Origin of the sequence: Pelomonas sp. Root1237, from assembly GCF_001425055.1 — a bacterium.
GTDB lineage: Bacteria > Pseudomonadota > Gammaproteobacteria > Burkholderiales > Burkholderiaceae_C > Pelomonas.
This window is the reverse complement of record NZ_LMDK01000021.1, coordinates 52,694-75,896: the sequence shown is the minus strand read 5'-3', so window position 1 is coordinate 75,896 and position 23,203 is coordinate 52,694. Positions and strand designations below refer to the sequence as shown.

Genomic DNA, 23,203 nt, shown 5'->3' with positions numbered 1-23,203 from the left:
CGCTCGACGATAACGCAGCGACCGGATGGCGGCAACGCGACATCGGCCCGCATGTGGCACCAGACGGCAACCCGTGACAAACGCCTCGTTTCAGGGGCGCTGCGTGCCTGCGCCGGGATTCGGCCACGTCGGGTGAGTGGCAGCGCGCAATGGCGCCAGCATCCGCCTGGCCGCCGGGCCGGGGGGCGCGGCCTGCTCGTCAGCGTGGACTTTTCCTGGGCACGTTCTTCTGCAACTGCCACAGCAGCACACAGACGATCAGCGTCGTGCCGATCAGCACGTTGCCGACCCACGGAAAGTGCTCCAGCCTGCCGTCGGTGCCAATGCTCACGATATGGCCGGACACCAGCGCCGCCAGGCCGCCAGCCAGCTGCTGCAACGCCGCATTGATGGCCGTGAAGGCGCCGCGCTGCTCCGGCGCGGGGATGCCGGTGACGACAACCTGCCAGGGCACCATGCGCGAGAAGATGCCGGCGAAGAGGATGACGTTGACGACGACCAGCGTCGTCAGCGATGACGTGCCCAGCCGCGTGTAGATCGCCACCATGGCGATGGTGATCGCGCTGCCGACGTAGAACACCGGCAGCGGGCCGAGGCGGTCGGTGAGGCGGCCCACCAGCGGCGCGACGAACATCGTGCTGATGCCGGTGACGAGATAGACCATGGGCAGGTGCTGCAGGTCGATGCCGACGTTGTTCACCGAGAAGGCGCTGGCGAAGGGCATGATCATGAAGCCGCCGGTCGTCAGCAGCGCCGTGATGACGAAGGCGTGCACATGGCGGGCCTTGGCGACGGTGTGCCAGAGGTGGGCGAAGGCGCTGCGGTCGCTCTGCAGCTTCAGGTGGGCGTCCACCGGCTTCATGCGCCAGGCGATCAGCAGGCCACCGACCGCTCCGAAAGCCACCAGCGCCATGAAGGGCGCGTGCCAGTCCCAGTGCGTCGCGAGGTAGAGGCCGAAAGGCAGGCCCAGCACCTGGCTGGCCGCAAAGCCGCCCTGCAGCAGGCCCATGACGCGCCCACGCAGTGCCGGCTCGAAGAGGTCGGCGGCGATGGCCATGACGATGGAGCCGATGACACCGCCGAACAGCCCGGTGACGATGCGCGCCATCAGCAGCGACTCGAAGCTGGTGGCCAGGCCGCACCACAGCGTGCCGAGCAGAAACCCGCCGTAGAAGAACAGCAGCAGTTTCTTGCGGTCGAAGCGGTCGGCAAAGCCTGCCGTCAGCAGGCCGGAGATGCCGGCGCTGAAGGCATAGGCCGACACGACCAGGCCGAACTGCTGGGCCGTCATCGACATGGCCGGCATGATCATGGCGCCGAGCGGCGACATGATCATGAAGTCCAGGATGACGGCGAACTGCAGCAGTGTCAGCAGGCCGGTGGCAAAGCGCTGGTAGGGGGTGAAGGCGAGCGGCGGGGCAGTGGCTGGAGCGGTGGCTTCGGGCATGGGCGGCGGCGGTGGCAGGCGCGGGGCCTGATGGGGGGATGTTGGGCGCTGGCGTGCCGCTCGATGGCGGCGTTGGGACTGCCACGCAGTGTGCGCGAGGGCGTGCCCGGACATGGCAGCAGAGACTGGAGCAGGATGAGACGCCGAGCTCGCTGCATAGGAGCCTATTCATATTAAGATAGGCGCCTATGTAAAGTCAAGGACCGTTCATCAGTCCTTTCTGTGCGTCCATGCCCGAGCCTCGAGAACCCCAACCGCCGCTGAAGCTGATCGGCCATGTCCACCGCGGCTTCCAGCGCATGGCCGACCAATTGCTGCGCGAGCAGGGCTTTGCGCTGGGCCAGCTGCCGGTGCTGATGGCGCTGAAGGACGGCAAGCCGCGCTCCCAGGCGGAGCTGGCGCGCCTGGCCCATGTGGAGCAACCCAGCATGGCCCAGCTGCTGGCGCGCATGGAAAGAGACGGCCTCGTCGAGCGAGTGCCCGACCCCGAGGACGGCCGCAGCCGCCTCATCTCGCTGACGACCGCCTGCCGCGAGCGCATGCCCAAGGCGCGCGGCGTCATGCAGGCGTTGAGCGCGGAGGCGCTGCAGGGCTTCAGCGCCGAGGAGGTGGCGGTGCTCGGCGGGCTGCTGAGCCGCCTGGCGGACAGCGTCGATGCGATGCTGGAGCGTCGCCTGGGGGACTGAGGCGGGCCTGGCGCGCCGTCCTACACGGCGTCGCGCCGCAGGCTCACGCGGGTGCGGAGGTGGCCGCGCGAGAGTGAAGCATCCCGATTTGCGGAGATGCAATCATGGACACGATGATGGACAGCCCGCCCCGGCTGGAAACAGCACCTTCGCAGGCTGCGGATGTGCTGATCTGCGTGGTCGGTACGGCCGATGTGATGCAGGCTTGCGAGGCCGATCTGGCGGTGCTGGCGGCAAACAGCAGCGTGCATCGCCTGGACTGGCGTCTGGACGACGAGTTCGGCGAGCCGCCCGTCGAGGCGGATTGGGCCGACGGCCTTATCGTGCTGAATTCCGACGCCTGGGCCGCACCAACCGGCTGCGCCAAGTTGCAAGCCCTGCTGAAAATGGCCTGGCGCTGCGGCCGCACCGTGGCGCTATGCGGCGACGCGATGAATTCGCTGAGCACACTGGGCTTTGCGGCCGATGTGCCCGCCGAGGCCGAAGGCCTCTTCCTCTGCCCCCAGGGGCCTTGCAGCGAGACGCTGCGCGAGTTCCTCGACGCCATCCAGGAACAGCCCCATCGCGGCCGTTGAGCGCCTGGCCGTCGATTGATCCTTGCTCCGAGCCTGTCAGCTTGTGGCAGGCCTGTCGGAACTGCACCAAAAAGCGTGGCCCGCGTCGCGCTTCTTCTCGAAGCTGAACGCGGGCCACGCGCAGGGACGAACCGAGTCGCTATCTGCGCATCAGCCCCACCACCAGGCTGATGATGGCCAGGATGATGAAGCCATAGAACAGCAGCTGGGCAATGCCTGCGGCGCTGGCGGCGATGCCACCAAAGCCGAATAGGGCCGCCACGAGGGCGACAACAAAGAAGATGATCGCGTAACGCAGCATGAGGTTTCTCCTTGGACTGTTGGCATCGCTAATCTAGGGCTGGCGCTGGTGCTGGGGTGCCGGCCCCCGCCGCGCTGCCGGGTAGGAAGCCGCCGACGCGGTTACAGCCGGCTTGGCGCTCGCATCCGCACGTGGCGCCGCAGCCGGGCCATCGCAGCTCACGGGTGGCAGGTCCTCCCCGGGATCGACGAAGGCCAACAGGGCGGCCGGCGGCGCCAGCGCCCCCAGGGCGATGGCGGCAATGGCCTTGCCGCCCAGGGCCTTGCCCTCCAGGGCGATGCGCGGGTCGCCCAAAGTGCCCTGCACGCGCACCGGTGAACGCAGCGTCAGCAACGAGAAGTCCTTGGGCCTGGCGACCACCCGCAGGTCCAGCGTCTCGTCGGCCAGGCTGATACGGCCGTCGATGTCGATGCGGCTGTCGCGGTTGTCCACCACCGCCGAGCGTGGCCTCAGCACACCCGCCTTGAAATTGCCGTCCAGGCGGGCGCAATTCAGCGCCAGGTTCTTGTCGCCGCGCAGCAGGATGCCCAGGCCTTGAGCCAGGTCCAGCCCGGTGGCTTCGGTCAGCAGATGGGAAATGCTGCCCTTGTCGAGCTGCAGGCGAATAGGGCCGTTCAGGCTGGCCAGCAATGCGGCCGTGCTGCCCCCGTGGCCCTGCACGTCGATGTCGGCGCGCATGCGGCCGGTCACGGGGTGTTCACTCAGGCTCTTGGCCTGGAACTTGAACCACTGCTCGATGGCCATGCCGCGTACGTCGGCATGCACCTGCCACAGCGGCGGGCTGGGGCGCGTGTCCAGCCGCAGCCGGCCGGCCAGCTCGCCGCCGGCCACGCCGGCATTGAAGTTCTCCAGCGTCAGCACGCCGCCTTCCAGCACCACGCTGGTATTCACCGGTGCCAGCGGCGCAAGCTTGGCGCTGCCGAGGTCGAGCTGGGTCAGCGCGACGGCGACGCGCGCGTCCATCGTGCTCAGCGACGGCAGGTCCAGCGGCCGGTCGGGCAGCACGCGGCCCGGGCGGCTGGGTGGCGCATCCGCGCCGACGGCTGGGCCTAAGTCGGCCAGGCGCAGCGGGCCGCCACGCAGCATGCCGCTGAGCATGGGGCGCCGTGTTGACTTCTCGCGGGTGTCGAAGCTGAAATCGCCGGCCAGTTGGCTCTTGCCGATGCGGGCACGGGCACCGCCCAGCTGCCAGACGCCCGAGGCATGCTGCAGCCGCCCGCTGAGCTCCAGCGGCGGCGTGCTGGGCAGGGTGATGCCGAAAGGGCGGCCGACGTCGGCCAGCGAGTTGCCGCGCACCTGCAGCTGGCCGTCCAGCGCGCGGGCGTCGAGCAGCGATGCGGCCGTGCCGGCGAAAGCGATGCGGCCGTCACGCTGGGTCAGTTCGGCACGCAGCTGCACCGGCGGCAGGCCGGTGTCGGCGGGCGCGAGCAGGGCCAGCCCGGCGCCGGCTTCGGCCTTCAGCGCGAGTTGCTGGCCGCGCAACTTGCCCTTCAAGTCGGCCGTCCACTTGCCGTCGGCCTGGGTCGCGAAGCGGGCGTCGCCGACCAGCAGCAGCGGCGCATCGTCCAGCTGGGCGCTGCCGTGGCGGACGACGAGGTGGTCGATCTGCGGCAGCTCGGCCGGCTCATCGCGGGCGCCCGAGGGTTGCACCGGCCAGGCCGTGCGGCCGGCGGCGTCACGCTGCCAGTTCAGGGACAAGGACTCGGCCTGTACCAGGCGCAGCCGCAGCGGTGCGCCGCGGCGCCAGGCCCAGATGTCACTCCATTGCCAGTTCAGCAGTACGTCCTTGGCGTCGGCCAGGGGCTCGCCGCGAGTGCCGTTGACGCGCAGCCGGGGGGCCTCGAGCCGAGGTTTCCACAATAGGTGCAGCCGAGCACCGGCGTCCATGTCCAGGCCGCGCTCGGCCTGGGCGGCCAGCCGGGGCGCGAGGCCAGGCCAGCCGGCCAGATCCATGCCCACGACGGCAATGACGACCAGCACGACGGCGCCGGCAATGGTGACGGCGACTTTCATGAAGGCCATGCTCGCGGCCGGTTGCCGGGACCGGCGTGGGACGGGGGGCCCCATGCCTGTAGGACGCTGGCTGACACACGCGCCTGTCGGTTCGGTCCGACAGGCGATCGGCGCCTGGGCCGAAATCGGGTGCGGCCAGAGGCGTCCAAAGTATGAAAACCGGCCTGATGGCCTCGCACCGGAAAGGACGCCCCAATGAAACAGCACACCACTGCCCGCCTGCCCCTGCTGGCCACTCTCGCCCTGGCCGCTGCGCTTGGCGCCTGCAGCCGCCAGCCCGACGATGAACTGAGCGCCGGCCAGCGCGCGGACAACGCCGTGGCCGATGCCAAGCGCGAAGGCAGCGAAGTCCTGGCCGACGCCCGCATGTCGGCGCGCGAGGCCGCGGATGCGACAGCCCGCGTTTCTTCAGACATGAACATCACGGCCAAGGTCAATGCCGCGCTGGCCGTGGATGACCAGCTGAAGGCCACGCAGATCAATGTCGACACCCGTGACGGGCAGGTGACGCTGTCCGGTCAGGCGCCCGACCCGAGGTCGCGCGAGCGCGCTACGACGCTGGCCGCGGCCATCGACGGGGTGAAGCAGGTCAACAACCAGCTGGTGGTCACCCGCAACGGCTGACCCTGCAACTCGCCAAAGCAAAGGCGCCCCGCGAGGGCGCCTTTGCTTTGGCCGCGTCGGCATGCCGTCCGACAGTCCACCGCCGGCCGTAACGATAGCCTTGTCTAGACAACTGCAATCGCTTACTCATGGCCGCCCCTGTTTCTGCATTGAAACGCTTCATGACCGTGGCCAAACCCTATTGGGTGGGCGACCGGCGCGTCTGGGCCTGGGCCTTTCTGGTCGGGCTCATCGTGCTGATGCTGGCCGAGACGCAGTTCGCCGTGTTGCTGAACAACCAGACCGGCGAGCTGACCTCGGCACTGGCGGCGCGCGACGAGCCGCGCTTCTGGGCCGCGGTGCGCGCCATGCTGTGGATCATGGCCTTCGCGGTGCCTATCTTTGCCATCTACTACTACGCCCGCGACGCCTATGCCAACGACTGGCGGCGCTGGCTGACCCACCGCTTCCTGGACGGCTATCTGCGCGAGCGCCGTTACTTTCACATCGCCGGCGACGAGATCGACAACCCGGACCAGCGCATCGCCGACGACATCAACACCTTCACCAGCCGGTCGCTGCACTTCCTGCTCATCCTGCTGGGCTCGCTGATGCAACTGGTGGCCTTCAGTGCCGTGCTGTGGTCGCTGTCGCATTCGTTGGTGGGCTTTCTCGTCGTCTACGCAGTGGCCGGCACCCTGCTGTCTCTCGGCCTGTTCGGGCGGCCGCTGATCCGGCTCAACTACTGGCAGCTCAAGCGCGAGGCGGACTTCCGCTTCCGGCTGATGCGCGTGCGCGAGAACGCCGAGTCCATCGCCTTCTATGGCGGCGAAGACCAGGAGCGCCACCAGCTGCAGCAGCGCCTGCGCGCCACGCTGCTGAACACACGCAAGCTGATCCGCGCGCAGTTCGGGCTCAACCTTTTCCAGCGGGCCTTCAGCCAGCTGAGCCTGCTGGTGCCCAGCGTCGTGCTGGCCGCCGACGTGCTTGGCGGGCGACTCGAGGTGGGCCAGGCAGTGCAGGCCGGCGGCGCCTTTGCGGCGGTGCTGGGGGCGGTGTCCCTCATCATCGACAACTTCGAAAGCCTCTCGCGCTTCGTGGCCGGCATCGACCGCCTGCATGTGATGACCGAAGTGCTGGATGCGGCACTGCCCGAGGCCGGCATCGACCGCCAGGAAGGCCGCGAGCTGAACATCAAGGACCTCACCGTGCACGCGCCGGGCAGTGACCGGGTGCTGGTCGAAAAGCTCTCCCTGCACGTGCCGGAAGGCGGCTCACTGTTGATCACCGGTGCCAGTGGCTGTGGCAAGAGCTCGCTGCTGCGCGCCATCGCCGGCCTGTGGACCCAGGGCAGCGGCCAGGTACTGCACCCGCCGCGCGAGGATGTCTTTTTCCTGCCGCAGCGGCCCTATCTGCAGGTGGGCACGCTGCGCAGCCAGCTCATCTACCCCAGCACGCAAAGCAAGCTCGACGATGAAGCGCTGCTGAAGGTGTTGGACGAGGTGCAGCTGCGCCACCTCGCCGAAGGCGACAGCGGCCTGGACCGCAGCGAGGACTGGGAAAAGCTGCTCAGCGGCGGCGAGCAGCAGCGCCTGGCATTCGCGCGCCTGCTGGTGCATGCGCCGCGCCTGGCCATCCTGGATGAGGCCACCAGCGCGCTGGATGATGCCAACCAGAAGCGGCTGTACCAGCGGCTGGCCGAACGCGGCACCACCCTGATCAGCATCGCCCACCGCGCCGCCGTGGCGGGCTTTCACCGCCATGTGCTGAAGCTGACCGGTGGGGGGCGCTGGACGCTGGCGAAGACGCCGCGCCGGCCAGCTGACAAGCCGGACAAGTGAGGGTTCGCGCAAGGGTCGAGTAGGAAATCGTCGCTACGATCCGCGCACTTTCCTGCTGCTAGCCTGCGCGCCTCCCCGATGGACCTGACGATTGCCGCGATCCTGGGCCTGGATGGCCTGACCAACGGCGCGATCTACGCGCTGGTCGCCCTTGCCCTGGTGCTGGTGTTCTCGGTCACCCGCGTCATCTTCATTCCCCAGGGCGAGTTCGTCGCCTTCGGCGCGCTGACGCTGGCCGCCCTGCAGATGGGCAAGGTGCCGGGCACGGTCTGGCTGCTGCTGATGATGGCCATTGCGGTCGCGGTGCTGGACGTGATTCAGGGTCTGCGTGAACGCTGGCCGATGGCGCGCTTCAAGTCCCGCCTCATCATGCCGCTGGGCCTGCCCGTCGCCATTGCTGTGGCGACGCCGTCGATCGTCCAGCGCCAGCCCGCGCTGTGGATGCAAGTGCTGCTGACGCTGGCCATCGTCACCGCCATGGGCCCGCTGCTCTACCGCCTGGCCTACCGCGCGCTGTCCGGCGCCAGTGTGCTGACGCTGCTCATCGTGTCCGTCGGCGTGCACTTCGCGCTGACCGGCGTCGGCCTGGTCTTCTTCGGTGCCGAGGGCTATCGCACACCGGCCTTCTGGGAAGCGCGTTACGACGTCGGGCCGCTGAGCTTCACGGGCCAGACGCTGATCATCTTCGGCGCCTCCATCGCGCTGCTCGTGGCGATGTTCTTCTTCTTCGAGCGCACGCTGATGGGCAAGGCCTTGCGCGCCACCTCGATCAACCGCACCGGTGCGCGGCTGATGGGCATCTCGGGCGATGCGGCCGGCTCGCTGAGCTTCACGATGGCGGCCTTCATCGGCGCGCTGTCGGGCCTGCTGATCTCGCCGTCGACGACCATCTATTACGACACCGGCTTCCTGATCGGCCTGAAGGGCTTCGTCGCCGCGGTGTTCGGTGGCTTGGCCAGCTTCCCGATGGCGCTGGCCGGCGCGATCGGCGTCGGCCTTATCGAGAGCTTCGGCTCCTTCTGGGCCAGCGCCTTCAAGGAGGTCATCGTTTTCACGGTGATCCTGCCCATCCTCCTCTGGCGGTCCTTCGTGGATCCGCACCACGAGGAGCATTGACGCGATGAACCGCACGCATCTCGCCATCGCTGCCGCCATCGCTGTCCTGGTCCTGCCCTTTGTCCCGGTGCCGGACTTCTGGATCACGCAGCTCAACTACATCGGCCTCTTTTCGCTGGTCGTGCTGGGCCTGGTGCTGCTGACCGGCGTGGGCGGCCTGACCTCGTTTGGCCAGGCCGCGTTTGCCGGTGTCGGTGCCTACGCAACCGGCTATCTTTGCAACGCGCTGGGCATGTCGCCCTGGCTGGGGCTGGTGGCGGGCCTCGCGATCACGCTGGTGCTGGCCCTGGTGATCGGCGCGCTGACGCTGCGCATGTCGGGCCACTACCTGCCGCTGGCCACCATCTGCTGGTGCCTGGCGCTCTATTTCCTCGTCGGAAACCTCGAGCCTCTCGGCAAATACGACGGTCTGCTGGGCCTGCCGGCCATCACGCTTGGTGACTTCAGCTTCCAGAGCGAGCGCCGCATCTATCTGCTGATCTGGCTGGCGGCCCTGCTCGCCGCTTTGGGCGTCACGCGGCTGCTGGATTCGCGGCCAGGCCGCATCATGCGAGCGCTCAACACCAACCGCGGCGGCGGCTCGACGATGCCCGAGGCCATGGGCGCGTCGACCTTCCGCTACAAGCTCATCATGTTCGTCATCGCGGCGCTGCTGGCCTCGGTGTCGGGCTGGCTGTATGCCCACATGCAGCGCAGCGTGAACCCCTCGCCCTTCGGCATCAAGTTCGGCATCGAATACCTCTTCATGGCCGTGCTCGGTGGCATCGGCACGGTCGGCGGCGCCTTCACGGGGGCGGCGCTGGTGAAACTGGCGGAGGACCAGCTCAAGGTCGTGCTGCCGCTGGTGTTCGGCGGCTCGGGCAATTACGAGATCATCGTCTTCGGCGTCGTGTTGGTGCTGGTGCTGCGCTTTGCGCCGGATGGCCTGTGGCCGCTGATTGCACGCTGGCTGCCGGCGGGCCGTGCGAAGGCGGTGGACGAATCGGTGCCGGCCTTGAGTGCACGCAGCCACCCCGAGCGCGGCGCGGCCCTGCTGGACGTGCGCAAGATCCGCAAGCAGTTCGGTGGCCTGGTCGCCGTCAACGACATCAGCTTTGCGATCCGCGCCGGCGACATCGTCGGCCTCATCGGCCCCAATGGCGCCGGCAAGAGCACGACCTTCAACCTCGTCTCAGGCGTGCTGCCGCTCACCAGCGGCGAGGTCGAGCTGCTCGGTCAACGCATGGACGGCCGCGAGAGCCGCGACATCGCCCGCGCCGGCTTGAGCCGCACCTTCCAGCATGTGAAGCTGGTGCCCGACATGACGGTGCTGGAGAACGTCGCGCTGGGCACCTATCTGCGCACCAAGAGTGGCACCCTGCGCGCGATGCTGGGCCTGAATGCGGCCGAAGAGGCTCAGGCCCGCGCCGAGGCCATGCGCCAGCTGCGCCGCATCGGCTTGGGCGACCAAGCCCATGAGCTGGCCGGCAACTTGGCGCTGGGGCCGCAGCGCCTCGTCGAGATCGCCCGCGCGCTGGCCAGCGACCCGTCGCTGCTGCTGCTGGACGAACCCGCCGCCGGCCTGCGCCACAAGGAGAAGGAAGCGCTCGCCGAAGTGCTGCGGCAGCTGAAGGGCGAGGGCCTGTCGCTGCTGCTCGTGGAGCACGACATGGACTTCGTCATGAGGCTGACCGACCGCATCGTCGTCATGGAGTTCGGTCGCTGGCTGATGGAGGGCACGCCAGCTGAAGTGCAGGCCAGCCCGGCGGTGCGTGCGGCCTACCTGGGAGCGGACGAATGAGCGCCTTGCTGGAGGTCGTCGACCTGCACGCCGGCTATGGGCGTGCCGAGGTGTTGCATGGCCTGAGCTTCACCGCGGCGGAGAAGAGCGTCGTCACCGTCATCGGCCCCAACGGCGCCGGCAAGTCCACGCTGCTGGGCGCGCTGATGGGCCTGATCCCGTCGCGCAGCAGCAGGCTGCGCTTTGCGGGCGAAGACATCGCCAAGCTGACGCTGGAAGAGCGCGTGCTCGCCGGTCTGGCCCTGGTGCCCGAGAAGCGCGAGCTGTTCGGCACCATGACCGTCGAGGACAACCTGCTGCTAGGCGGCTGGCGGCCCAAGAAGCTCGGCGACAAGCGCTGGCGCGACGGCATGGACAGCGTCTACACGCGCTTCCCGCGCCTGAAGGAGCGCCGCGCGCAAGCGGCTGGCACCTTGTCCGGCGGCGAACGCCAGATGCTGGCCCTGGGCCGCGCGCTGATGGGCCAGCCCAAACTGTTGATGCTGGACGAACCCAGCCTGGGCCTGGCGCCGCTCATCGTGCGCGAGATCTTCACCATCGTCGACGACCTGCGCGCCAGTGGCGTCAGCATCCTGCTCGTCGAACAGAACGCGCGTGCGGCGCTGCGAGTGGCCGATCACGGGCATGTGCTGGAGACGGGGGAGTTCGGGCTCAGTGGACCGGCGGATCAGCTGGCGGCTGATCCGAGGGTCATTGAGACGTATCTGGGCGCGGGGCGCAAGGACTGAGGTGCACACGGAGCTCTATTCAGCGATCAATCACATCATCGAGCACGGCCCAAATCCAGCCGAGTTCCTGGTGACGCGTGCGCCTAAGGAGCTTGCAGTCGACAGAGTGGACCGATTGCTGGAGGCGTGGGCGCTAGCCTATGCGCACCAACTTCGTCCGCCGGAGGGACGTAACCCTGTTCAGTTCCATAGCAGGGATGAGGGGCTGCGAGAGCTGGTTGACCGACTTGAGCGCGACATCGTTTTCCGTTGGCCGGGATTTGATTCGGACGAAGCTAATCAAGTTGCACGATGCGTCTTCGAACAACTGGCTGTGGTCGACGCGGCAGTCATCACCTTTCCGATTCGGGACTGGACATTTTCCGAAGTGGTTCTCCTTCGTGGTGAAGAGAATGCGCTGGTGCTTGCCTTCCTCGGAGAGGACTGACGCGTAACCATCGCAACGTTCCGCCCACTAAGGCCTGACCAACATCGTCGGCGCGATGCCGAACATGCGCCGACACGTCCGGCTGAGATGGGCCGAATCCGCAAATCCCCAGGCCTGCGCTGCTTCCGTCCACGACACCCCACCCATGGCCGCACCAACGGCGGCTTCGACGCGGGCCCAGAGCAGATAGGCCCGCAGCGACATGCCGGTCTGCGCGACAAACAGGTGGCGGAAGCGGCTGGGTGACAGATGCGCCGCGGCGGCGGCCTGAGCGAGCGTCACCGGCTCGCTCAGGCGCTCGCGCATGAATTCGATGGCGCGGCTGATGCGCGGGTCCACGCTGAATGCAGGCAGTGCCTGGCCGCACAGCGTGTCGACGAGGCGGTGGCTGATGGCGATGAGGGCCTCGTCCGGCGCTTCGCTGGCGAAGCCGTCGCGCAAGGCAGCGAGCAGGGGCTGAATCGTCTCGCTGGGCAGGTCGACGATGGGCGCTGCGTCGTGCAGCTGCAGCAGGGCGCGGCCTTGCGTGGTCTCTGGTTCCACAAAGATCTGTGCCACCGTCTCGCCGCCGCCATCGAACTGGTGGCGCTGGTGGGGGTGAACCATGGCGACGGCGTGGTCCCGCCACGGCGTTTCGGCGCCGCACAGGCGCAGCCGCCCCGTGAGCGCCATCGAGACCTGGATGGCGTGATGGGCATGGGCCTGCGCGTGGCCCGTGGCACGGCCTATCCACAGGCTGCCGCCGCTCCACAGCAGCACACGGCCGATGCCGACGATGGGCTTGGCCGACGGCATCAACGCCTCCCGCTGCGCCAGCGCAGATCAGCCGTTTTGTTCAAGCCGGCAGGGCCCGCAATGAACAGAATTCTTTTCACGGACAAACCGGTCCGCATCTTTGTCACTTCACGGAGCTATCCATGCAAAACACCACCACCCCCGCCTGCAATTGCGCCAACTGCCCCGGCGCCTCCTGCACCTGCGGTTGCCAGTCGCTTGCGACCCAACTGGCCGCCGCGGCAGCCACTGCCGGCTGCGCCTGCGGACCGAACTGCGCGTGCCAACCCGTCTGCCGTTGCGCCTGAGACACACCGTGCGGCACAGGCTAACACCCGCGCCGCACGGTCGCGGCGCCTACTGCGCCGTGAACCCCCCATCCACCGCCAGCGACTGCCCCGTCAGATAGCGCGCCTTGTCGCTTGCCAGGAAGACGATGGTCTGCGCGATCTCGTCCACCGTGCCGGCGCGCTTGGCCGGGATGGCGGCGAGCAGGCCGGCCTTGGCGTCTTCGCTGCGGCCGAGGAAGCGTTCCATCATGTCGGTCTGGACAGGTCCCGGCGCGACGGCGTTGACGCGCACGCCGGCGGCGGCGCCTTCGAGCGCGGCGCTCTTGGTCAGGCCTTCGACCGCATGCTTGCTGGCCACATAGACCGACGCGCCCGCAAAGCCGATCAGCCCGGCCACCGACGACAGGTTGACGATGGCGCCGCTGCCCTGGGCCAGCATGGCGCGCATCTCGTGCTTCAGCGAGAACAGCATGCCGCGCACATTGGTGTCGAAGATGGCGTCGTAGTTCTCGGTGCTCTGCTCGGCGATCGGGCCGTTGCTGCCCTCGGTGCCGGCGTTGTTGACGGCCACGTCCAGGCGGCCGAAGCGCTCGACCGTCTGCTCGACGAGCGAGCGCACCTCGGCCTCGTGGCGCACGTCGGCGCGGATGAAGGTGGCGTCTGCGGCGCCTTGCGTTTTCAGTTCGGCGGCCAGAGCCTGGCCTTCGGGTTCGCGGCGACCGCTGACGACGACGACTGAGCCTTCCTTGGCAAAGGCGAGGGCGGTGGCGCGGCCAATGCCGGTCAGGGCGCCGGTGATGAGGACGATGCGAGACGAGGTCATGGAAATGACTCCAGTGGTTGAGTGAACTCACTGTGATTGCTGCCTCCTCAATGCAGAAGCCGGCCGGTTTGCCTAAGATTTATTCCAATCAAGACTGAAACAAGCAGGCATGGACCGATTGCAGTCAATGCAGACCCTGGTGCGGGTCGTCGAGCTGGGCAGCTTCTCGGCGGCGGCACGCGAACTGGGCAGCACGCAGAGCGCCGTCAGCAAGCAGGTGGCGGCGCTGGAGAAGGCACTGGGCGCGCAGCTGCTGGCCCGCAGCACGCGGGCGCTGAAGCTCACCGAGGCGGGTGAGCGCTATGTGGAGCAGGCGCGGCGGCTGGTGGCCGAGATCGCCGAGGCCGAGAGCGAGTTGCGCGCGGGCGAGCACCGGTTGCAGGGTTGGCTGCGCGTCGCGACGTCGGTCAGCTTCGGCCGGCTCAAGCTGCTGCCGCTGGTGCGCAGCTTCCTGGCTGCACACCCTGGCGTGAGGATCGACCTGCGCGTCAGCGACGGCTTTGTCGACCTCATCGAGCAGGGCATCGACGTGTCGGTGCGCATCGGCGAGCAGCCGGACTCCAGCCTTGTCGCGCGCCGCATCGGCACGACGCGGCGCTTGGTCGTCGCGCGGCGCGGCTACTTCGAGGGGCGGGGTGATCCGCCGCGCGAGCCGGCGGATCTGTTGGCTCACAACTGCCTGGTCTACAGCGAACTGCGCTCGCGTGACGCCTGGACGCTGGCGGCCGGCCCGGGCGCCAGCGCCGCGCCGGGCAGCCTTGTCACGGTGCAGGTGGGCGGCAATCTGCAAACCAACAATGGCGAGGTCATTCGCGAGGCGGTGCTGAGCGGCATGGGCCTGGCCCTCGGGCCGACCTGGCTGTTCGAGGCCGAGCTGGCCAGCGGCGAGGTGGAGCCTGCATTGCCGCATTGGCCAGGCCGCGATATTCCCATTCAGCTCGTCAGCCCGCCGCAGCGGCGCAACTCAGCCAAGGTCAGGGCTTTTGGCGATCACCTGGCGGCCGGGCTGGCCTGAGAGATGCGCTGCCAGGCGAGCAGCAGGTTGTTGGCCGGCATGTCCAGCCGTTCGCGCAGTTGCAGACCCGCGGCCGCGGCTTGCTCCGCGACATCGTTCAACCGGCGGATGCCCCATGCTGGATTGCGCTCGCGCAGGTCGGCATCGAAGGCGAGATTGCTCGGCGCCGTGGCCTCGCCGTCGACGAGGTAGGGGCCGTAGGTGATCAGCAACCCGTCGGGCGCGAGATGCCGCGCGGCGCCCTGCATCAGCCCGGCCGTGCTGGCCCAGGGCGCGATGTGGATCATGTTGGCGCAGTAGATCGCGTCGACCTGCGCCGGCACGCCCGCCCAGTCGGCGTCGAGCACGTTCAGCGTGATGGGCGGGCGCACGCGGGCCAGGCCTTCGCACCAGGCGGCAATCGATGGCAGCGAGGCCGCATCGAAGTCGCTGGGCTGCCATTGCCAACCCGGCAACCCTTCGCTGAGAAAAGCCGCATGCTGGCCCGTGCCGCTGGCGATTTCCAGCAGCAGGCCTCCTGACGGTCGATGCGGCAACAGGCGCTGCAGGGCCGCGAGGATGGGCGGGCCGTTGCGTTCGGCGGCGGGGCTGTGGCGGCGAGGGTTGTCCATGGCGGCATCTTGCCTTGCCGCCGCTAACCTCGCCCCTCATGGCCTATCTGCACCGCGATGCCATCGCCGACGACCTGCCGCGCATCGTCGACATCTACAACTTCGCCGTCGCGACGCGCACCTGCAGTTGCGACCTCGAACCGACGACCGTGGCCAAACGCCGCCCGTCTTTCGACCAGCACACGCCCGACCACCGGCCGCTGTGGGTGGCCGAGGACAGCGACAGGCCCGGCCGGGGCGCCATCGGCTATCTCGGCTTCTTCCACTTTATGAACGAGAGGCCGGGCTACTTCATCACGGCCGACCTGGCCATCTACCTGCACCCCACCTACCAGGCCAGGGGCCTGGGCAGCTATCTGTTGGCACAGGCCATTGCCAGTTCGCCCGCGCTGGGCATCGAGACGCTGACGGCGACGATCTTTGCGTCCAACGTTGGCAGCCTGCGCCTGTTCGAGAAGCATGGCTTCGAGCGCTGGGGCTTCATGCCGCGGGTGGCGCGGCTGGAGGGCGTGGAGAAGGACCTGGTGCTGGTGGGGCGACGGCTGAGCTGACGGCGACTCCCATCGGCCGCGGAAAGAATGACTTGCGGCGCGCGCCGTTTCGCCAGGGCGCGGCGCTGGGCACAGTGGTCCCGTCTTCAACGGAGCCTTCCATGACCCTCAAGCTGTACCGCCACGCGCTGTCTGGCCACGCCCACCGCGCCGAGCTCGCACTGTCCCTGCTGGGCCTGCCGCATGAACTCGTCGACATTGACTTCGCCACCCGCGCACACAAGACGCCCGAGTTCCTCGCCCGCCATCCCTTCGGCCAGTTGCCGCTGCTGGATGACGACGGCCATTGCGTCTGGGACAGCACGGCCATCCTGGTCTACCTGGCCAGCAAGTACGACCCGGCGGGCCGCTGGCTGCCGGCCGACGCCGCCGGTCGCGCGGCGGTGCAGGCCTGGCTGTCGGTGGCCTCGGGCCTGATCGCCTTCGGCCCCGCGGCGGCCCGCCTCGTCACCGTGTTCGGCGCACGCTTCGATGCTGACGAGGTGATCAACCGGGCTCACACCTTGTTCAAGGTCATGGAAGGCGAGCTGGCTCGTCGCTCCTTCCTCGTCGGCGGCCACGCCACGCTGGCCGACATCGCCGGCTACAGCTATATCGTCAACGCGCCCGAGGGCAATGTGGACCTGGCGCCTTATCCGGCGCTGCGTGCCTGGCTCGCGCGCATCGAGGCGTTGCCGGGCTTTGTGCCGTTCAAGACCACGCCGGCCGGCCTGCGGGCCGCCTGAAATGAAGCCCCTCGCCCGGTCCCATCCCGCTGAACGCGGCTGTGCCCGGCCGGTCCCCCGAGGGGACGGCGATGCTCCCGGCATCGAGCCGCGAGCACATCGCCAGGGCGGGCCGGCTAGGGAGCGGCCCGGCGCTCGGCCCGCAAATACGAAAGGCCACTGAAAATGGATCAACCCTTCCACGCCGGCGAGGTCGCCGTGCAGTCTCGCGTCGGCGTCGCCGAGCGCATGGCCGAGGTCGGTCGCCGCGTCGTGCGCGACCACATGCCCGAGCAGCACCAGCGCTTCTACGAGCAGCTGCCGCTGATGCTGGCCGGCAGTGTGGACCCGACCGGTCGGCCCTGGGCCACGGTGCTGGTGGGGCCGCCGGGTTTCGTGCAGGCGCCGGATGCCTGGCATCTGACCTTCGCGGCCACGCCCATCCCGGGTGATCCGGCCGCGGCCGGCATGACACCGGGCGCGCGGCTCGGCTTGCTGGGCATCGAGCTGCACACGCGGCGGCGCAACCGCGTCAACGGCAGGCTGCTGGCGGTCGAGCCCTCAGGGTTGCGGCTGCAGGTGGAGCAGACGGTAGGCAACTGCCCGCAGTACATCCAGGGCCGCGAGGTTGAATGGGTGCGCGATGCGGCGGACACGCGGCCGCGCGTCATCGAGCGCGTGTCGCAACTGGACGGCGACGCGGCCTGGCTGATCGCCGCCGCCGATACCTTGTTCGTCGCCACGCATGCGGGCGCTGCAGGGGCGGATGTGTCGCACCGCGGCGGTCCCGCCGGCTTCGTCACGCAAGAGGACGCACGCACGTTGCTGGTGCCGGACTACTCCGGCAACCGCATGTTCATGACGCTGGGCAATCTGCAACTCGACGGACGCGCGGGCCTGCTCTTCATTGACTTCGAGCGCGGCGATCTGTTGAGCCTGACGGGTCGCGCCGAGATCGTCTGGGACGGGCCGGAACGGGCCGCGCTCGACGACAAGGCCGAGCGCGCCTGGCGCTTCCACCTGGATGAGGGCTGGTGGCTGCGTGATGCGCTGCCGCTGCGCTGGCGGTTCCGCGACTGGGCACCGCAGAACGTTTAGCGCAGGGCGGGATTCGCGCGCAGGCTGTCCACCGCCAGGTCGACAAAGGCACGCACTTTCTGTGTCATGTGCCGGCCCTCGTGATGCACGATGTGGACGGGGATGGTCGGCGGCTCGAAATCCTCGAGCAAGGGCAGCAACTCGCCCCGGGCCAGCGCGTCGGCGGCCTGGTAGCTGAGCAGGCGCACGATGCCCAGGCCGGCCAGCGCGAAGGAGCGGGCGGCATCATTGGTTGTCGTGCGCAAGCGGGGGCGGATGCGCTGCACCAGCGGTCGACCCGCTTCGGCAAAGCGCCATTCAGGGTAGGGCGCTACCTGGGTGGGCTGGATCAGCGTGTGTCCCGACAGCCCATCGGGGCGCTGCGGCCGGCCATGCGTGGCCAGATAGCCGGGCGACGCCAGCAGCATGCGCCGCACCTGGCCAACGCCGATAGCGCGCAGGGAGGAGTCCGGCAGCTCGCCGATGCGCACGGCCACGTCCAGGCCCTCGTCGACGAGGTTGACGACGCGGTCGACGAAGACGCATTGCGCGTCGACGTCCGGGTAGCGCTGCAGATAGTCGGTGACGATGGGCGTGACGTGCAAGTTGCCGAACAGCACCGGCGCCGTGACGCTGAGCAGGCCCTTGAGCTGGCTGCGGCTGCCGCTGGTGGCGGCCTCGGAGTCGCCCACGTCGGCGAGGATGCGCCGGCAGTCCTCGGCATAGCGGGCGCCGGCCTCGGTGACGCGCACGGCGCGGGTGGTGCGCGTCAGCAGGCGCACGCCCAGGCGCTCTTCCAGTTCGGCCACAGCGCGCGTGACGACTGGGGCCGACAGGTCCAGCTTGCGCGCCGCGCTCGCGAAGCCGCCGCTGTCGACAACGGCGACGAAGACTTCCATGGCCTGCAAGCGGTCCATGCGTTCAGGCGAGTCTGCCGGCCTGGAAGTCGCGCACGGCCTGCACGAGCTCCGCCTCGGTGTTCATGACAAAGGGGCCGTACTGCGCAATGGGCTCGCCCAGCGGCTTGCCGGCAATCAGCAGCGCGCGGGTCGGCTGGTCGCCAGCTTGCAGGCGTACGCCGTCGCTGCCGGGCGTGTTGGCGAGGATGGCCATGCGGCCCGAGGGCACCTGGCAGCCGGTCTCGAACTTCAGCCCGCCTTCGTAGACATAGACGAATGCATTGAACTCGGGCGGCAGCAATTGCTCGAAGCGGGCGCCGGGCGCGAAGTGCAGGTCGAGGTATAGCGGCTCGGTGCTGTCGCGCTGCACGGCACCCTCGACACCATGGCTCGCGCCGGCAATGACGCGCGCCTTGACGCCGTCGCGCTCGAACTCCGGCACCTCGTGGCTGGCCACATCGCGGTACCAGGGCGCGCGCAGCTTGTCCTTGGCGGGCAGGTTGAGCCAGAGCTGGAAGCCGGCCATGCGGCCCGCGTTCTGCTCCGGCGTCTCGCTGTGGATGACGCCGCGGCCGGCGGTCATCCATTGCACGCCGCCGTCGCTGATCAGGCCTTCGTTGCCGGCCGAGTCGCGGTGGCGCATGCGGCCATTGAGCATGTAGGTGATGGTCTCGAAGCCGCGGTGCGGGTGGTCAGGGAAGCCGGCGATGTAGTCGTCGGGGTTGTCCGTGCCGAAGGCGTCGAGCATCAGGAAGGGGTCCAGCCGGCGCTGCAGGTTCTGCGTCAGCACGCGGTTGAGCTTGACGCCGGCACCGTCGCTGGTCGGCTGACCAGCGACGAGGCGCTCGACCTCGCGCGGTTGGTTCAACAGGGAAGTGGCGACGGTGTTCATGGCGTTCTTTCAGGCGATCAGAAATTCGGAGATCTGGGCGCGGGCGTTGGCGAGGCCTTGCTCTGCGGCGAAGGCCATGCCCTCAGCGTAGACGAACTCGACATCGGTCATGCCCAGGAAGGCCAGCACGGCGCGCAGATAGGGCGTCATCTGGTCGCTGGGCTGGTCGCGATGGATGCCGCCGCGGCTGGTGACGATGTAGACCTTCTTGCCGGTCACCAGGCCGACAGGGCCCTTCTCACCGTACTTGAAGGTGACGCCGGCGCGGGCGACGGCGTCGATCCAGTTCTTGAGCTGGGCGGTGATGTTGAAGTTGTACATCGGCACGCCGATGACGACGGTGTCGGCGGCCTGCAGTTCGGCGATCAGCGCGTCGTCCAGCGCGACGCGGGCGGCCTGCTCGGGCGTGCGCTGGTCGGCTGGCGTGAACAGGGCGCCCAGCGCGGCTTCGTCGAGCACAGGTTGGGGTGTCAGCGTCAGATCGCGCACGGTGGTCGTGGCGCCAGGGTTGGCGGCGCGCAGGCCGGCGGTCAGTTCGCTGGCCAGGCGGGTGGAAACCGAACCTTGGTCATCGGTGGCACGACGGGCGCTGGCGTTGATTTGCAGGATGTTCATTCGGGTGCTCCAGGTTGGCGGTTGCGATGGAATGAACTCTAGGACTGTCCAATCAACTTCAGAAGTCGGTGATTTGCATATGATTGTTCCGCCAATGGATCAATGGGGCCAATGATGGAATCAGACGCCGACGACCTGCTGCTGTTTGCCCGCGTCATGGAGGCCGGCAGCTTCAGCCGCGCCGCCGAGCGGGTGCACTGGCCCAAGAGCACGGTGTCGCGGCGCATCGGCGCGCTGGAGACCCGGCTGGGCGAGAAGCTGCTGCAGCGCACGACGCGCAAGTTGACACTGACTGACTTCGGCGCCGGCGTGCTGGAGCACGCGCGGGCAGTCGCTTCAGAGGTGGATGGCGCGCTGGCGCTGGCCCTGCACCGCCAGCAAAAACCCAGCGGCCGGTTGCGCGTCAGCATGCCGGCGGACTTCGCCCAGGAGGTGGCGGCCGGCATGCTGGCCGAATTCGCGCTGGCCTACCCGGAGGTGCAGCTGGAGCTGGACCTGACGCCGCGGCGCGTGGACCTGATCGGCGAGGGCTTCGACCTTGCCATCCGCATGGGATCGATGGACGAGGACAGCCAGCTCGCCGCGCGCAAGCTGGCGACGACGCATTGGGGCCTGTACGCGTCACCGGGCTATCTGGAGCGGGTCGGCGAGCCGTTGTTGCCGCAGGCCTTGGACACCATGCACGGGCTGATGCTGCTGACCCGCCACGGCGAGCCCGTGCCCTGGCGGCTGCAGCGCGAGGGGGCCGAGCCCCACCTTGCCCGGCCGGCGCAGCGCACGTTGGCCAATGCGCCCAGCCTGCTGGCTCAGCTGGCGCAAAGCGGCGTCGGCATCGCCGGCATTGACCGCCTCATCGTCAGGGATGCGCTGGCGCTGGGCCGGCTGCAGCGCCTGCTGCCGGACTGGCACCTGCCGGGCTCGAGCTGCTGGGCGGTGTTCCCGGAGCGCCGGCTGATGCCGTTGCGCACCCGGGTGTTTCTGGAGGCGATGTCAGCCCTGCTGGACAACTGCCCGGCGCCGGGCCCTTGAGCCCGCCAGCGCCACGACGACGAGGCCAACGGCCAGCAGCGCGGCCATGTCGGGCTCAGGCACGGCCACCGCGAACACGGCTGCAGCGAGCTGCTGGTGCGCCAGGGTCGTGGGGTGGATGCCGTCCCAGAACAGCGCGGTGCTGAGATCGCAGCTGCTGGTGGTTGCTGCGCAGGCATTGGTCCAGTTGCTGAAGCCCAGCTGCGAGGCATTGTCCACGGCGCTCGTCATGAAGCCGTACATGTCGAAGACCTGTGCGCCGCTGCCAGCCAGCGCGCCGGTGAGGGCGGTGTCCATGGCGAAGCTCAGCGCCGAGGCCTGGCCGCTGGCGCCCATCGCGTTGGCCAGCGGCGTGAGGCCGAAGTTCGGCGTGTTCAGCACCAGCACATGCTGGGCGCCGGCGAGCTTGAGGCTGCCAACGATGCCGGCCATGTCGGCGGCGTAGCTGGCCACTGTCGCGGCAGCCGTGGCGTCAGCGTCGGCACCCATGGCGATCGCTTCCAATGCGACACGGATGTTGTTGCCGCCGCCGGCCACCACGTAAAGAGCGTTCGGATCGGCGAGGTTGCCGGTGGCGCCCAGATACATGCCAAGCTGGGTTTGCATGCTGTACGGGAAGCCCGGCAACTGCGGAATCTCGCCACCGTTCAGACTGGTCTGTGCACCACCGAAGGCGAAGTTATTGCCGCCGGCCAGTGAGGGCGATAGCGCCACGCCGAGCGATTGCGCGAAGTACTGCGTCCAGACCCAGCCATTGGAATACGTGCCCGCCGTCGACGGGATCTTGCTGTAGTAGCCGTCGCCCGGAATGTTGACGGGCGGCAGCCCACCGGGGCCCTGAGACAGCAGCAAAGCGTTGTTGCCGCTGTCGGACAGGCTGTCGCCGAAAACGACGAGTCCGGAATACGGGCCGGTGGCCGAGGCTGCGAAGGCGGCAGCACAAAGACCAATGCCCGCGAGCATGCGGGCGAGCAGACGGATGGACATGGAAACTCCCTGATTTGTGGCCGCAGGACTTCTAACGGCTCGACAACAGCATCTCCGCCCGTTGGCTCAGCGTCAACCCGGGGACGCCCGAGACTGAAATCAGTCGGTGTCGCTCTTGAAGGCGACTTCGACAGCGGCCTCGCGGGCCTTGCGGATGGGAGCGAAGCGCCATTGCTTGACGGCCTCGACGGCCGCCGTGCCCAACCGCGAATGGCTGGCCTTGATGACCGAGGCCTGCTGGACCGCGCCGTCAGGCCCGACCGTGAACTGCACCTGGGCAAAACCGTTGCGGAAGGTGCTCTGCTGCTGCATCTGGCGCGGGATGGCCGGTTCGACCTTGGCCAGCAGTTTCAGCGGCTCCTCGGCCTCTTCCTCGGCCGGCTTGGGCGGCGGCTCCGCGGCCCGTGCCGCGGCGGCCATCGGGGCAGCGGGGGCGGGCGTCGGCGCCGCAGAGGCGAGCAGCACGGGCGTGCGCTCAACTTCAGGTTCAGGCTCGGGCGCCGCCTGCGGCGCGGTAGCAACGGTGGTCGGGGGCGCAACAGCTGCGGCAGCGGTCGGTGCGGGTGCCGTGCCGGGCGTTGGGGCAGGCGCGGGCCGGGGCGCGGCCGCCACGGGAGCCGGAGCCGGCTTGCGCGGCGCGGCGGCTGGCGCCGGCGCCGGTGCGGGCGCCTGACGGTTGGCGCCCTTGTCGGCGTTGAGCTTGATCCAGTGGAAGACGGCGTCGGCGGCCTTCTGCGCACGCTCGAGGCTCTCGGCCTTGGGTGCTTCTTGTTGGGCGCTGGCCGCTTGGGCCAGCATCAGCAGGGCGCCCGCGATGGCGGGCAGGGCAAGCGCCAGGGTACGGCGCGGTCCGAGTGTCATGACAGCTCCACAAAGACATTTCGGCCGGTGGCAAATGCCACCTCGGTCGAGGGGCGGACTCTAGTCAGACTGTGGGATGGCGTCAGCGGGGTTTGTCCCGCATGCGACGCAATTTGAGGCCGCTCCCGGCAAAGCGTCACGCTTGGCCGATGGTTCAAGACCCCAGCAAGGCGCGGCAACGCTTCTCGTGCTGCTGGATCTCGGCCAGCGTGACTTCGATGTCGTGACGCTGCTGTTCGAGCTGCTGGCGGTGCTGCGCCAGGATGGTGAGGAAGGCCCGCAACTGGGGCGCAGCGCTGGCCTGGCTGTCATACATGTCGACGAGCTGCTTGATCTCCTGCAGGGCCAGGCCCAGGCGTTTGCCGCGCAGCGTCAGCTTCAGCCGAGTGCGGTCGCGCGGCGTGTAGACGCGGTTGCGGCCCTTGCGGCCAGGCTCCAGCAGGCCCATGTCCTCGTAAAAGCGGATCGCACGCGGCGTGATGTCGAACTCGGCGGCGAGTTCAGTGATCGTGTAGGTCGTTTCGGTCGCGGCGGGGACAGGTCGGCGGGAGGGCATGG

At 68.6% G+C, this 23,203-nt stretch carries 25 protein-coding genes; 13 read left to right on the top strand and 12 right to left on the bottom strand.

Annotated elements, in window-relative coordinates:
* Nucleotides 1-199: 199 nt before the first annotated feature.
* A complete protein-coding gene (locus ASC91_RS26635; RefSeq protein ID WP_056204723.1) occupies nt 200-1,447 on the bottom strand; it encodes an MFS transporter in 1,248 nt (415 codons plus the stop codon).
* Between the two features lie 230 nt (nt 1,448-1,677).
* Between ASC91_RS26635 and ASC91_RS26630 the strand changes: the two genes are divergently transcribed.
* Both ASC91_RS26630 and ASC91_RS26625 read left to right on the top strand, forming a co-directional pair.
* Entirely contained in the window at nt 1,678-2,133 is a 456-nt protein-coding gene (locus tag ASC91_RS26630) for a MarR family winged helix-turn-helix transcriptional regulator (protein WP_056204720.1), read from the top strand.
* A gap of 104 nt (nt 2,134-2,237) precedes the next feature.
* On the top strand, nt 2,238-2,708 hold the full coding sequence (locus ASC91_RS26625; RefSeq protein ID WP_056204716.1) for a hypothetical protein: 471 nt from the start codon (nt 2,238-2,240) through the stop codon (nt 2,706-2,708).
* Between the two features lie 139 nt (nt 2,709-2,847).
* Here ASC91_RS26625 and ASC91_RS29075 read toward each other — a convergent pair whose 3' ends face one another.
* Nucleotides 2,848-3,009, bottom strand: a complete 162-nt coding sequence (locus tag ASC91_RS29075) for a DUF1328 domain-containing protein (RefSeq protein ID WP_082533043.1) — start codon at nt 3,007-3,009, stop codon at nt 2,848-2,850.
* Nucleotides 3,010-3,042: 33 nt separating this feature from the next.
* Entirely contained in the window at nt 3,043-5,022 is a 1,980-nt protein-coding gene (locus ASC91_RS26620) for an AsmA family protein (protein WP_056204714.1), read from the bottom strand.
* A gap of 195 nt (nt 5,023-5,217) precedes the next feature.
* Here ASC91_RS26620 and ASC91_RS26615 point away from each other — a divergent pair, with 195 nt between their 5' ends.
* The 6 genes from ASC91_RS26615 to ASC91_RS26590 all read left to right on the top strand — a co-directional run bounded on the left by ASC91_RS26615 (nt 5,218) and on the right by ASC91_RS26590 (nt 11,517).
* A complete protein-coding gene (locus ASC91_RS26615; protein WP_056204712.1) occupies nt 5,218-5,646 on the top strand; it encodes a BON domain-containing protein in 429 nt (142 codons plus the stop codon).
* 128 nt (nt 5,647-5,774) lie between these two features.
* Nucleotides 5,775-7,466 carry an ABC transporter ATP-binding protein/permease gene (locus ASC91_RS26610; protein WP_235532117.1) on the top strand — a complete coding sequence of 564 codons (1,692 nt, stop codon included), beginning with the start codon at nt 5,775-5,777 and terminating at the stop codon, nt 7,464-7,466.
* 78 nt (nt 7,467-7,544) lie between these two features.
* Nucleotides 7,545-8,582, top strand: coding sequence for a branched-chain amino acid ABC transporter permease (locus ASC91_RS26605; protein WP_056204706.1), 1,038 nt, complete (start codon nt 7,545-7,547; stop codon nt 8,580-8,582).
* A gap of 4 nt (nt 8,583-8,586) precedes the next feature.
* Nucleotides 8,587-10,362 carry an ATP-binding cassette domain-containing protein gene (locus tag ASC91_RS26600; RefSeq protein WP_056204703.1) on the top strand — a complete coding sequence of 592 codons (1,776 nt, stop codon included), beginning with the start codon at nt 8,587-8,589 and terminating at the stop codon, nt 10,360-10,362.
* The gene (locus ASC91_RS26595; protein WP_056204699.1) at nt 10,359-11,090 is read left to right on the top strand and encodes an ABC transporter ATP-binding protein; all 732 of its coding nucleotides are present in this window, start codon (nt 10,359-10,361) and stop codon (nt 11,088-11,090) included. Before ASC91_RS26600 ends, ASC91_RS26595 begins: the two co-directional genes overlap by 4 nt.
* 1 nt (nt 11,091) lies before the next feature.
* A complete protein-coding gene (locus ASC91_RS26590; RefSeq protein WP_056204696.1) occupies nt 11,092-11,517 on the top strand; it encodes a hypothetical protein in 426 nt (141 codons plus the stop codon).
* Between the two features lie 27 nt (nt 11,518-11,544).
* Here ASC91_RS26590 and ASC91_RS26585 read toward each other — a convergent pair whose 3' ends face one another.
* Nucleotides 11,545-12,312 carry an AraC family transcriptional regulator gene (locus tag ASC91_RS26585; RefSeq protein ID WP_056204695.1) on the bottom strand — a complete coding sequence of 256 codons (768 nt, stop codon included), beginning with the start codon at nt 12,310-12,312 and terminating at the stop codon, nt 11,545-11,547.
* Between the two features lie 336 nt (nt 12,313-12,648).
* Nucleotides 12,649-13,404 (bottom strand): glucose 1-dehydrogenase, encoded by a 756-nt coding sequence (locus ASC91_RS26580; protein WP_056204691.1) that lies wholly within the window; start codon nt 13,402-13,404, stop codon nt 12,649-12,651.
* A gap of 109 nt (nt 13,405-13,513) precedes the next feature.
* On the opposite strand from ASC91_RS26580, the gene ASC91_RS26575 reads away from it, so the two are divergent.
* Nucleotides 13,514-14,419, top strand: a complete 906-nt coding sequence (locus ASC91_RS26575; protein ID WP_056204688.1) for a LysR family transcriptional regulator — start codon at nt 13,514-13,516, stop codon at nt 14,417-14,419.
* On the opposite strand, the gene ASC91_RS26570 is transcribed toward ASC91_RS26575, so the two are convergent.
* Entirely contained in the window at nt 14,395-15,030 is a 636-nt protein-coding gene (locus tag ASC91_RS26570) for a DUF938 domain-containing protein (protein WP_056204684.1), read from the bottom strand. The two genes, ASC91_RS26575 and ASC91_RS26570, sit on opposite strands and share 25 nt — an antisense overlap.
* A gap of 38 nt (nt 15,031-15,068) precedes the next feature.
* On the opposite strand from ASC91_RS26570, the gene ASC91_RS26565 reads away from it, so the two are divergent.
* From ASC91_RS26565 to ASC91_RS26555, 3 genes are all read left to right on the top strand, one after another.
* Nucleotides 15,069-15,581, top strand: coding sequence for a GNAT family N-acetyltransferase (locus ASC91_RS26565; protein ID WP_056204681.1), 513 nt, complete (start codon nt 15,069-15,071; stop codon nt 15,579-15,581).
* A 101-nt stretch (nt 15,582-15,682) separates the two neighbouring features.
* Complete coding sequence (locus ASC91_RS26560) at nt 15,683-16,306, top strand: glutathione S-transferase family protein (protein ID WP_056204678.1); 624 nt, start codon at nt 15,683-15,685, stop codon at nt 16,304-16,306.
* A 165-nt stretch (nt 16,307-16,471) separates the two neighbouring features.
* Nucleotides 16,472-17,383, top strand: a complete 912-nt coding sequence (locus tag ASC91_RS26555) for a pyridoxamine 5'-phosphate oxidase family protein (protein ID WP_056204676.1) — start codon at nt 16,472-16,474, stop codon at nt 17,381-17,383.
* On the opposite strand, the gene ASC91_RS26550 is transcribed toward ASC91_RS26555, so the two are convergent.
* The 3 genes from ASC91_RS26550 to ASC91_RS26540 are packed head-to-tail and all read right to left on the bottom strand — an operon-like array spanning nt 17,380 to nt 19,768.
* Nucleotides 17,380-18,279, bottom strand: coding sequence for a LysR family transcriptional regulator (locus tag ASC91_RS26550; protein ID WP_056204673.1), 900 nt, complete (start codon nt 18,277-18,279; stop codon nt 17,380-17,382). The genes ASC91_RS26555 and ASC91_RS26550 overlap by 4 nt on opposite strands.
* A gap of 4 nt (nt 18,280-18,283) precedes the next feature.
* Nucleotides 18,284-19,153: a pirin family protein gene (locus tag ASC91_RS26545; protein ID WP_056204670.1), complete on the bottom strand. Its 870-nt coding sequence runs from the start codon at nt 19,151-19,153 to the stop codon at nt 18,284-18,286.
* A 9-nt stretch (nt 19,154-19,162) separates the two neighbouring features.
* Nucleotides 19,163-19,768 carry an FMN-dependent NADH-azoreductase gene (locus ASC91_RS26540; RefSeq protein WP_056204668.1) on the bottom strand — a complete coding sequence of 202 codons (606 nt, stop codon included), beginning with the start codon at nt 19,766-19,768 and terminating at the stop codon, nt 19,163-19,165.
* A 111-nt stretch (nt 19,769-19,879) separates the two neighbouring features.
* Between ASC91_RS26540 and ASC91_RS26535 the strand changes: the two genes are divergently transcribed.
* Nucleotides 19,880-20,797, top strand: coding sequence for a LysR family transcriptional regulator (locus tag ASC91_RS26535; protein WP_235532116.1), 918 nt, complete (start codon nt 19,880-19,882; stop codon nt 20,795-20,797).
* Here ASC91_RS26535 and ASC91_RS26530 read toward each other — a convergent pair.
* The 3 genes from ASC91_RS26530 to ASC91_RS26520 all read right to left on the bottom strand — a co-directional run bounded on the left by ASC91_RS26530 (nt 20,759) and on the right by ASC91_RS26520 (nt 23,201).
* Nucleotides 20,759-21,784, bottom strand: coding sequence for an SGNH/GDSL hydrolase family protein (locus ASC91_RS26530; protein WP_056204665.1), 1,026 nt, complete (start codon nt 21,782-21,784; stop codon nt 20,759-20,761). The genes ASC91_RS26535 and ASC91_RS26530 overlap by 39 nt on opposite strands.
* A 99-nt stretch (nt 21,785-21,883) precedes the next feature.
* Entirely contained in the window at nt 21,884-22,645 is a 762-nt protein-coding gene (locus ASC91_RS26525; protein WP_056204662.1) for a TonB family protein, read from the bottom strand.
* A gap of 154 nt (nt 22,646-22,799) precedes the next feature.
* Nucleotides 22,800-23,201, bottom strand: a complete 402-nt coding sequence (locus ASC91_RS26520) for a MerR family DNA-binding transcriptional regulator (protein WP_056204659.1) — start codon at nt 23,199-23,201, stop codon at nt 22,800-22,802.
* Nucleotides 23,202-23,203: the final 2 nt, after the last annotated feature.

Coding starts and splice junctions, on each gene's coding strand:
- ASC91_RS26635 (WP_056204723.1), bottom strand. CDS start 1,447: ATGCCCGAAGCCACCGCTCCAGCCACTGCCCCGCCGCTCGCCTTCACC.
- ASC91_RS26630 (WP_056204720.1), top strand. CDS start 1,678: ATGCCCGAGCCTCGAGAACCCCAACCGCCGCTGAAGCTGATCGGCCAT.
- ASC91_RS26625 (WP_056204716.1), top strand. CDS start 2,238: ATGGACACGATGATGGACAGCCCGCCCCGGCTGGAAACAGCACCTTCG.
- ASC91_RS29075 (WP_082533043.1), bottom strand. CDS start 3,009: ATGCTGCGTTACGCGATCATCTTCTTTGTTGTCGCCCTCGTGGCGGCC.
- ASC91_RS26620 (WP_056204714.1), bottom strand. CDS start 5,022: ATGAAAGTCGCCGTCACCATTGCCGGCGCCGTCGTGCTGGTCGTCATT.
- ASC91_RS26615 (WP_056204712.1), top strand. CDS start 5,218: ATGAAACAGCACACCACTGCCCGCCTGCCCCTGCTGGCCACTCTCGCC.
- ASC91_RS26610 (WP_235532117.1), top strand. CDS start 5,775: ATGGCCGCCCCTGTTTCTGCATTGAAACGCTTCATGACCGTGGCCAAA.
- ASC91_RS26605 (WP_056204706.1), top strand. CDS start 7,545: ATGGACCTGACGATTGCCGCGATCCTGGGCCTGGATGGCCTGACCAAC.
- ASC91_RS26600 (WP_056204703.1), top strand. CDS start 8,587: ATGAACCGCACGCATCTCGCCATCGCTGCCGCCATCGCTGTCCTGGTC.
- ASC91_RS26595 (WP_056204699.1), top strand. CDS start 10,359: ATGAGCGCCTTGCTGGAGGTCGTCGACCTGCACGCCGGCTATGGGCGT.
- ASC91_RS26585 (WP_056204695.1), bottom strand. CDS start 12,312: ATGCCGTCGGCCAAGCCCATCGTCGGCATCGGCCGTGTGCTGCTGTGG.
- ASC91_RS26580 (WP_056204691.1), bottom strand. CDS start 13,404: ATGACCTCGTCTCGCATCGTCCTCATCACCGGCGCCCTGACCGGCATT.
- ASC91_RS26575 (WP_056204688.1), top strand. CDS start 13,514: ATGGACCGATTGCAGTCAATGCAGACCCTGGTGCGGGTCGTCGAGCTG.
- ASC91_RS26570 (WP_056204684.1), bottom strand. CDS start 15,030: ATGGACAACCCTCGCCGCCACAGCCCCGCCGCCGAACGCAACGGCCCG.
- ASC91_RS26565 (WP_056204681.1), top strand. CDS start 15,069: ATGGCCTATCTGCACCGCGATGCCATCGCCGACGACCTGCCGCGCATC.
- ASC91_RS26560 (WP_056204678.1), top strand. CDS start 15,683: ATGACCCTCAAGCTGTACCGCCACGCGCTGTCTGGCCACGCCCACCGC.
- ASC91_RS26555 (WP_056204676.1), top strand. CDS start 16,472: ATGGATCAACCCTTCCACGCCGGCGAGGTCGCCGTGCAGTCTCGCGTC.
- ASC91_RS26550 (WP_056204673.1), bottom strand. CDS start 18,279: ATGGACCGCTTGCAGGCCATGGAAGTCTTCGTCGCCGTTGTCGACAGC.
- ASC91_RS26545 (WP_056204670.1), bottom strand. CDS start 19,153: ATGAACACCGTCGCCACTTCCCTGTTGAACCAACCGCGCGAGGTCGAG.
- ASC91_RS26540 (WP_056204668.1), bottom strand. CDS start 19,768: ATGAACATCCTGCAAATCAACGCCAGCGCCCGTCGTGCCACCGATGAC.
- ASC91_RS26535 (WP_235532116.1), top strand. CDS start 19,880: ATGATGGAATCAGACGCCGACGACCTGCTGCTGTTTGCCCGCGTCATG.
- ASC91_RS26530 (WP_056204665.1), bottom strand. CDS start 21,784: ATGTCCATCCGTCTGCTCGCCCGCATGCTCGCGGGCATTGGTCTTTGT.
- ASC91_RS26525 (WP_056204662.1), bottom strand. CDS start 22,645: ATGACACTCGGACCGCGCCGTACCCTGGCGCTTGCCCTGCCCGCCATC.
- ASC91_RS26520 (WP_056204659.1), bottom strand. CDS start 23,201: ATGCCCTCCCGCCGACCTGTCCCCGCCGCGACCGAAACGACCTACACG.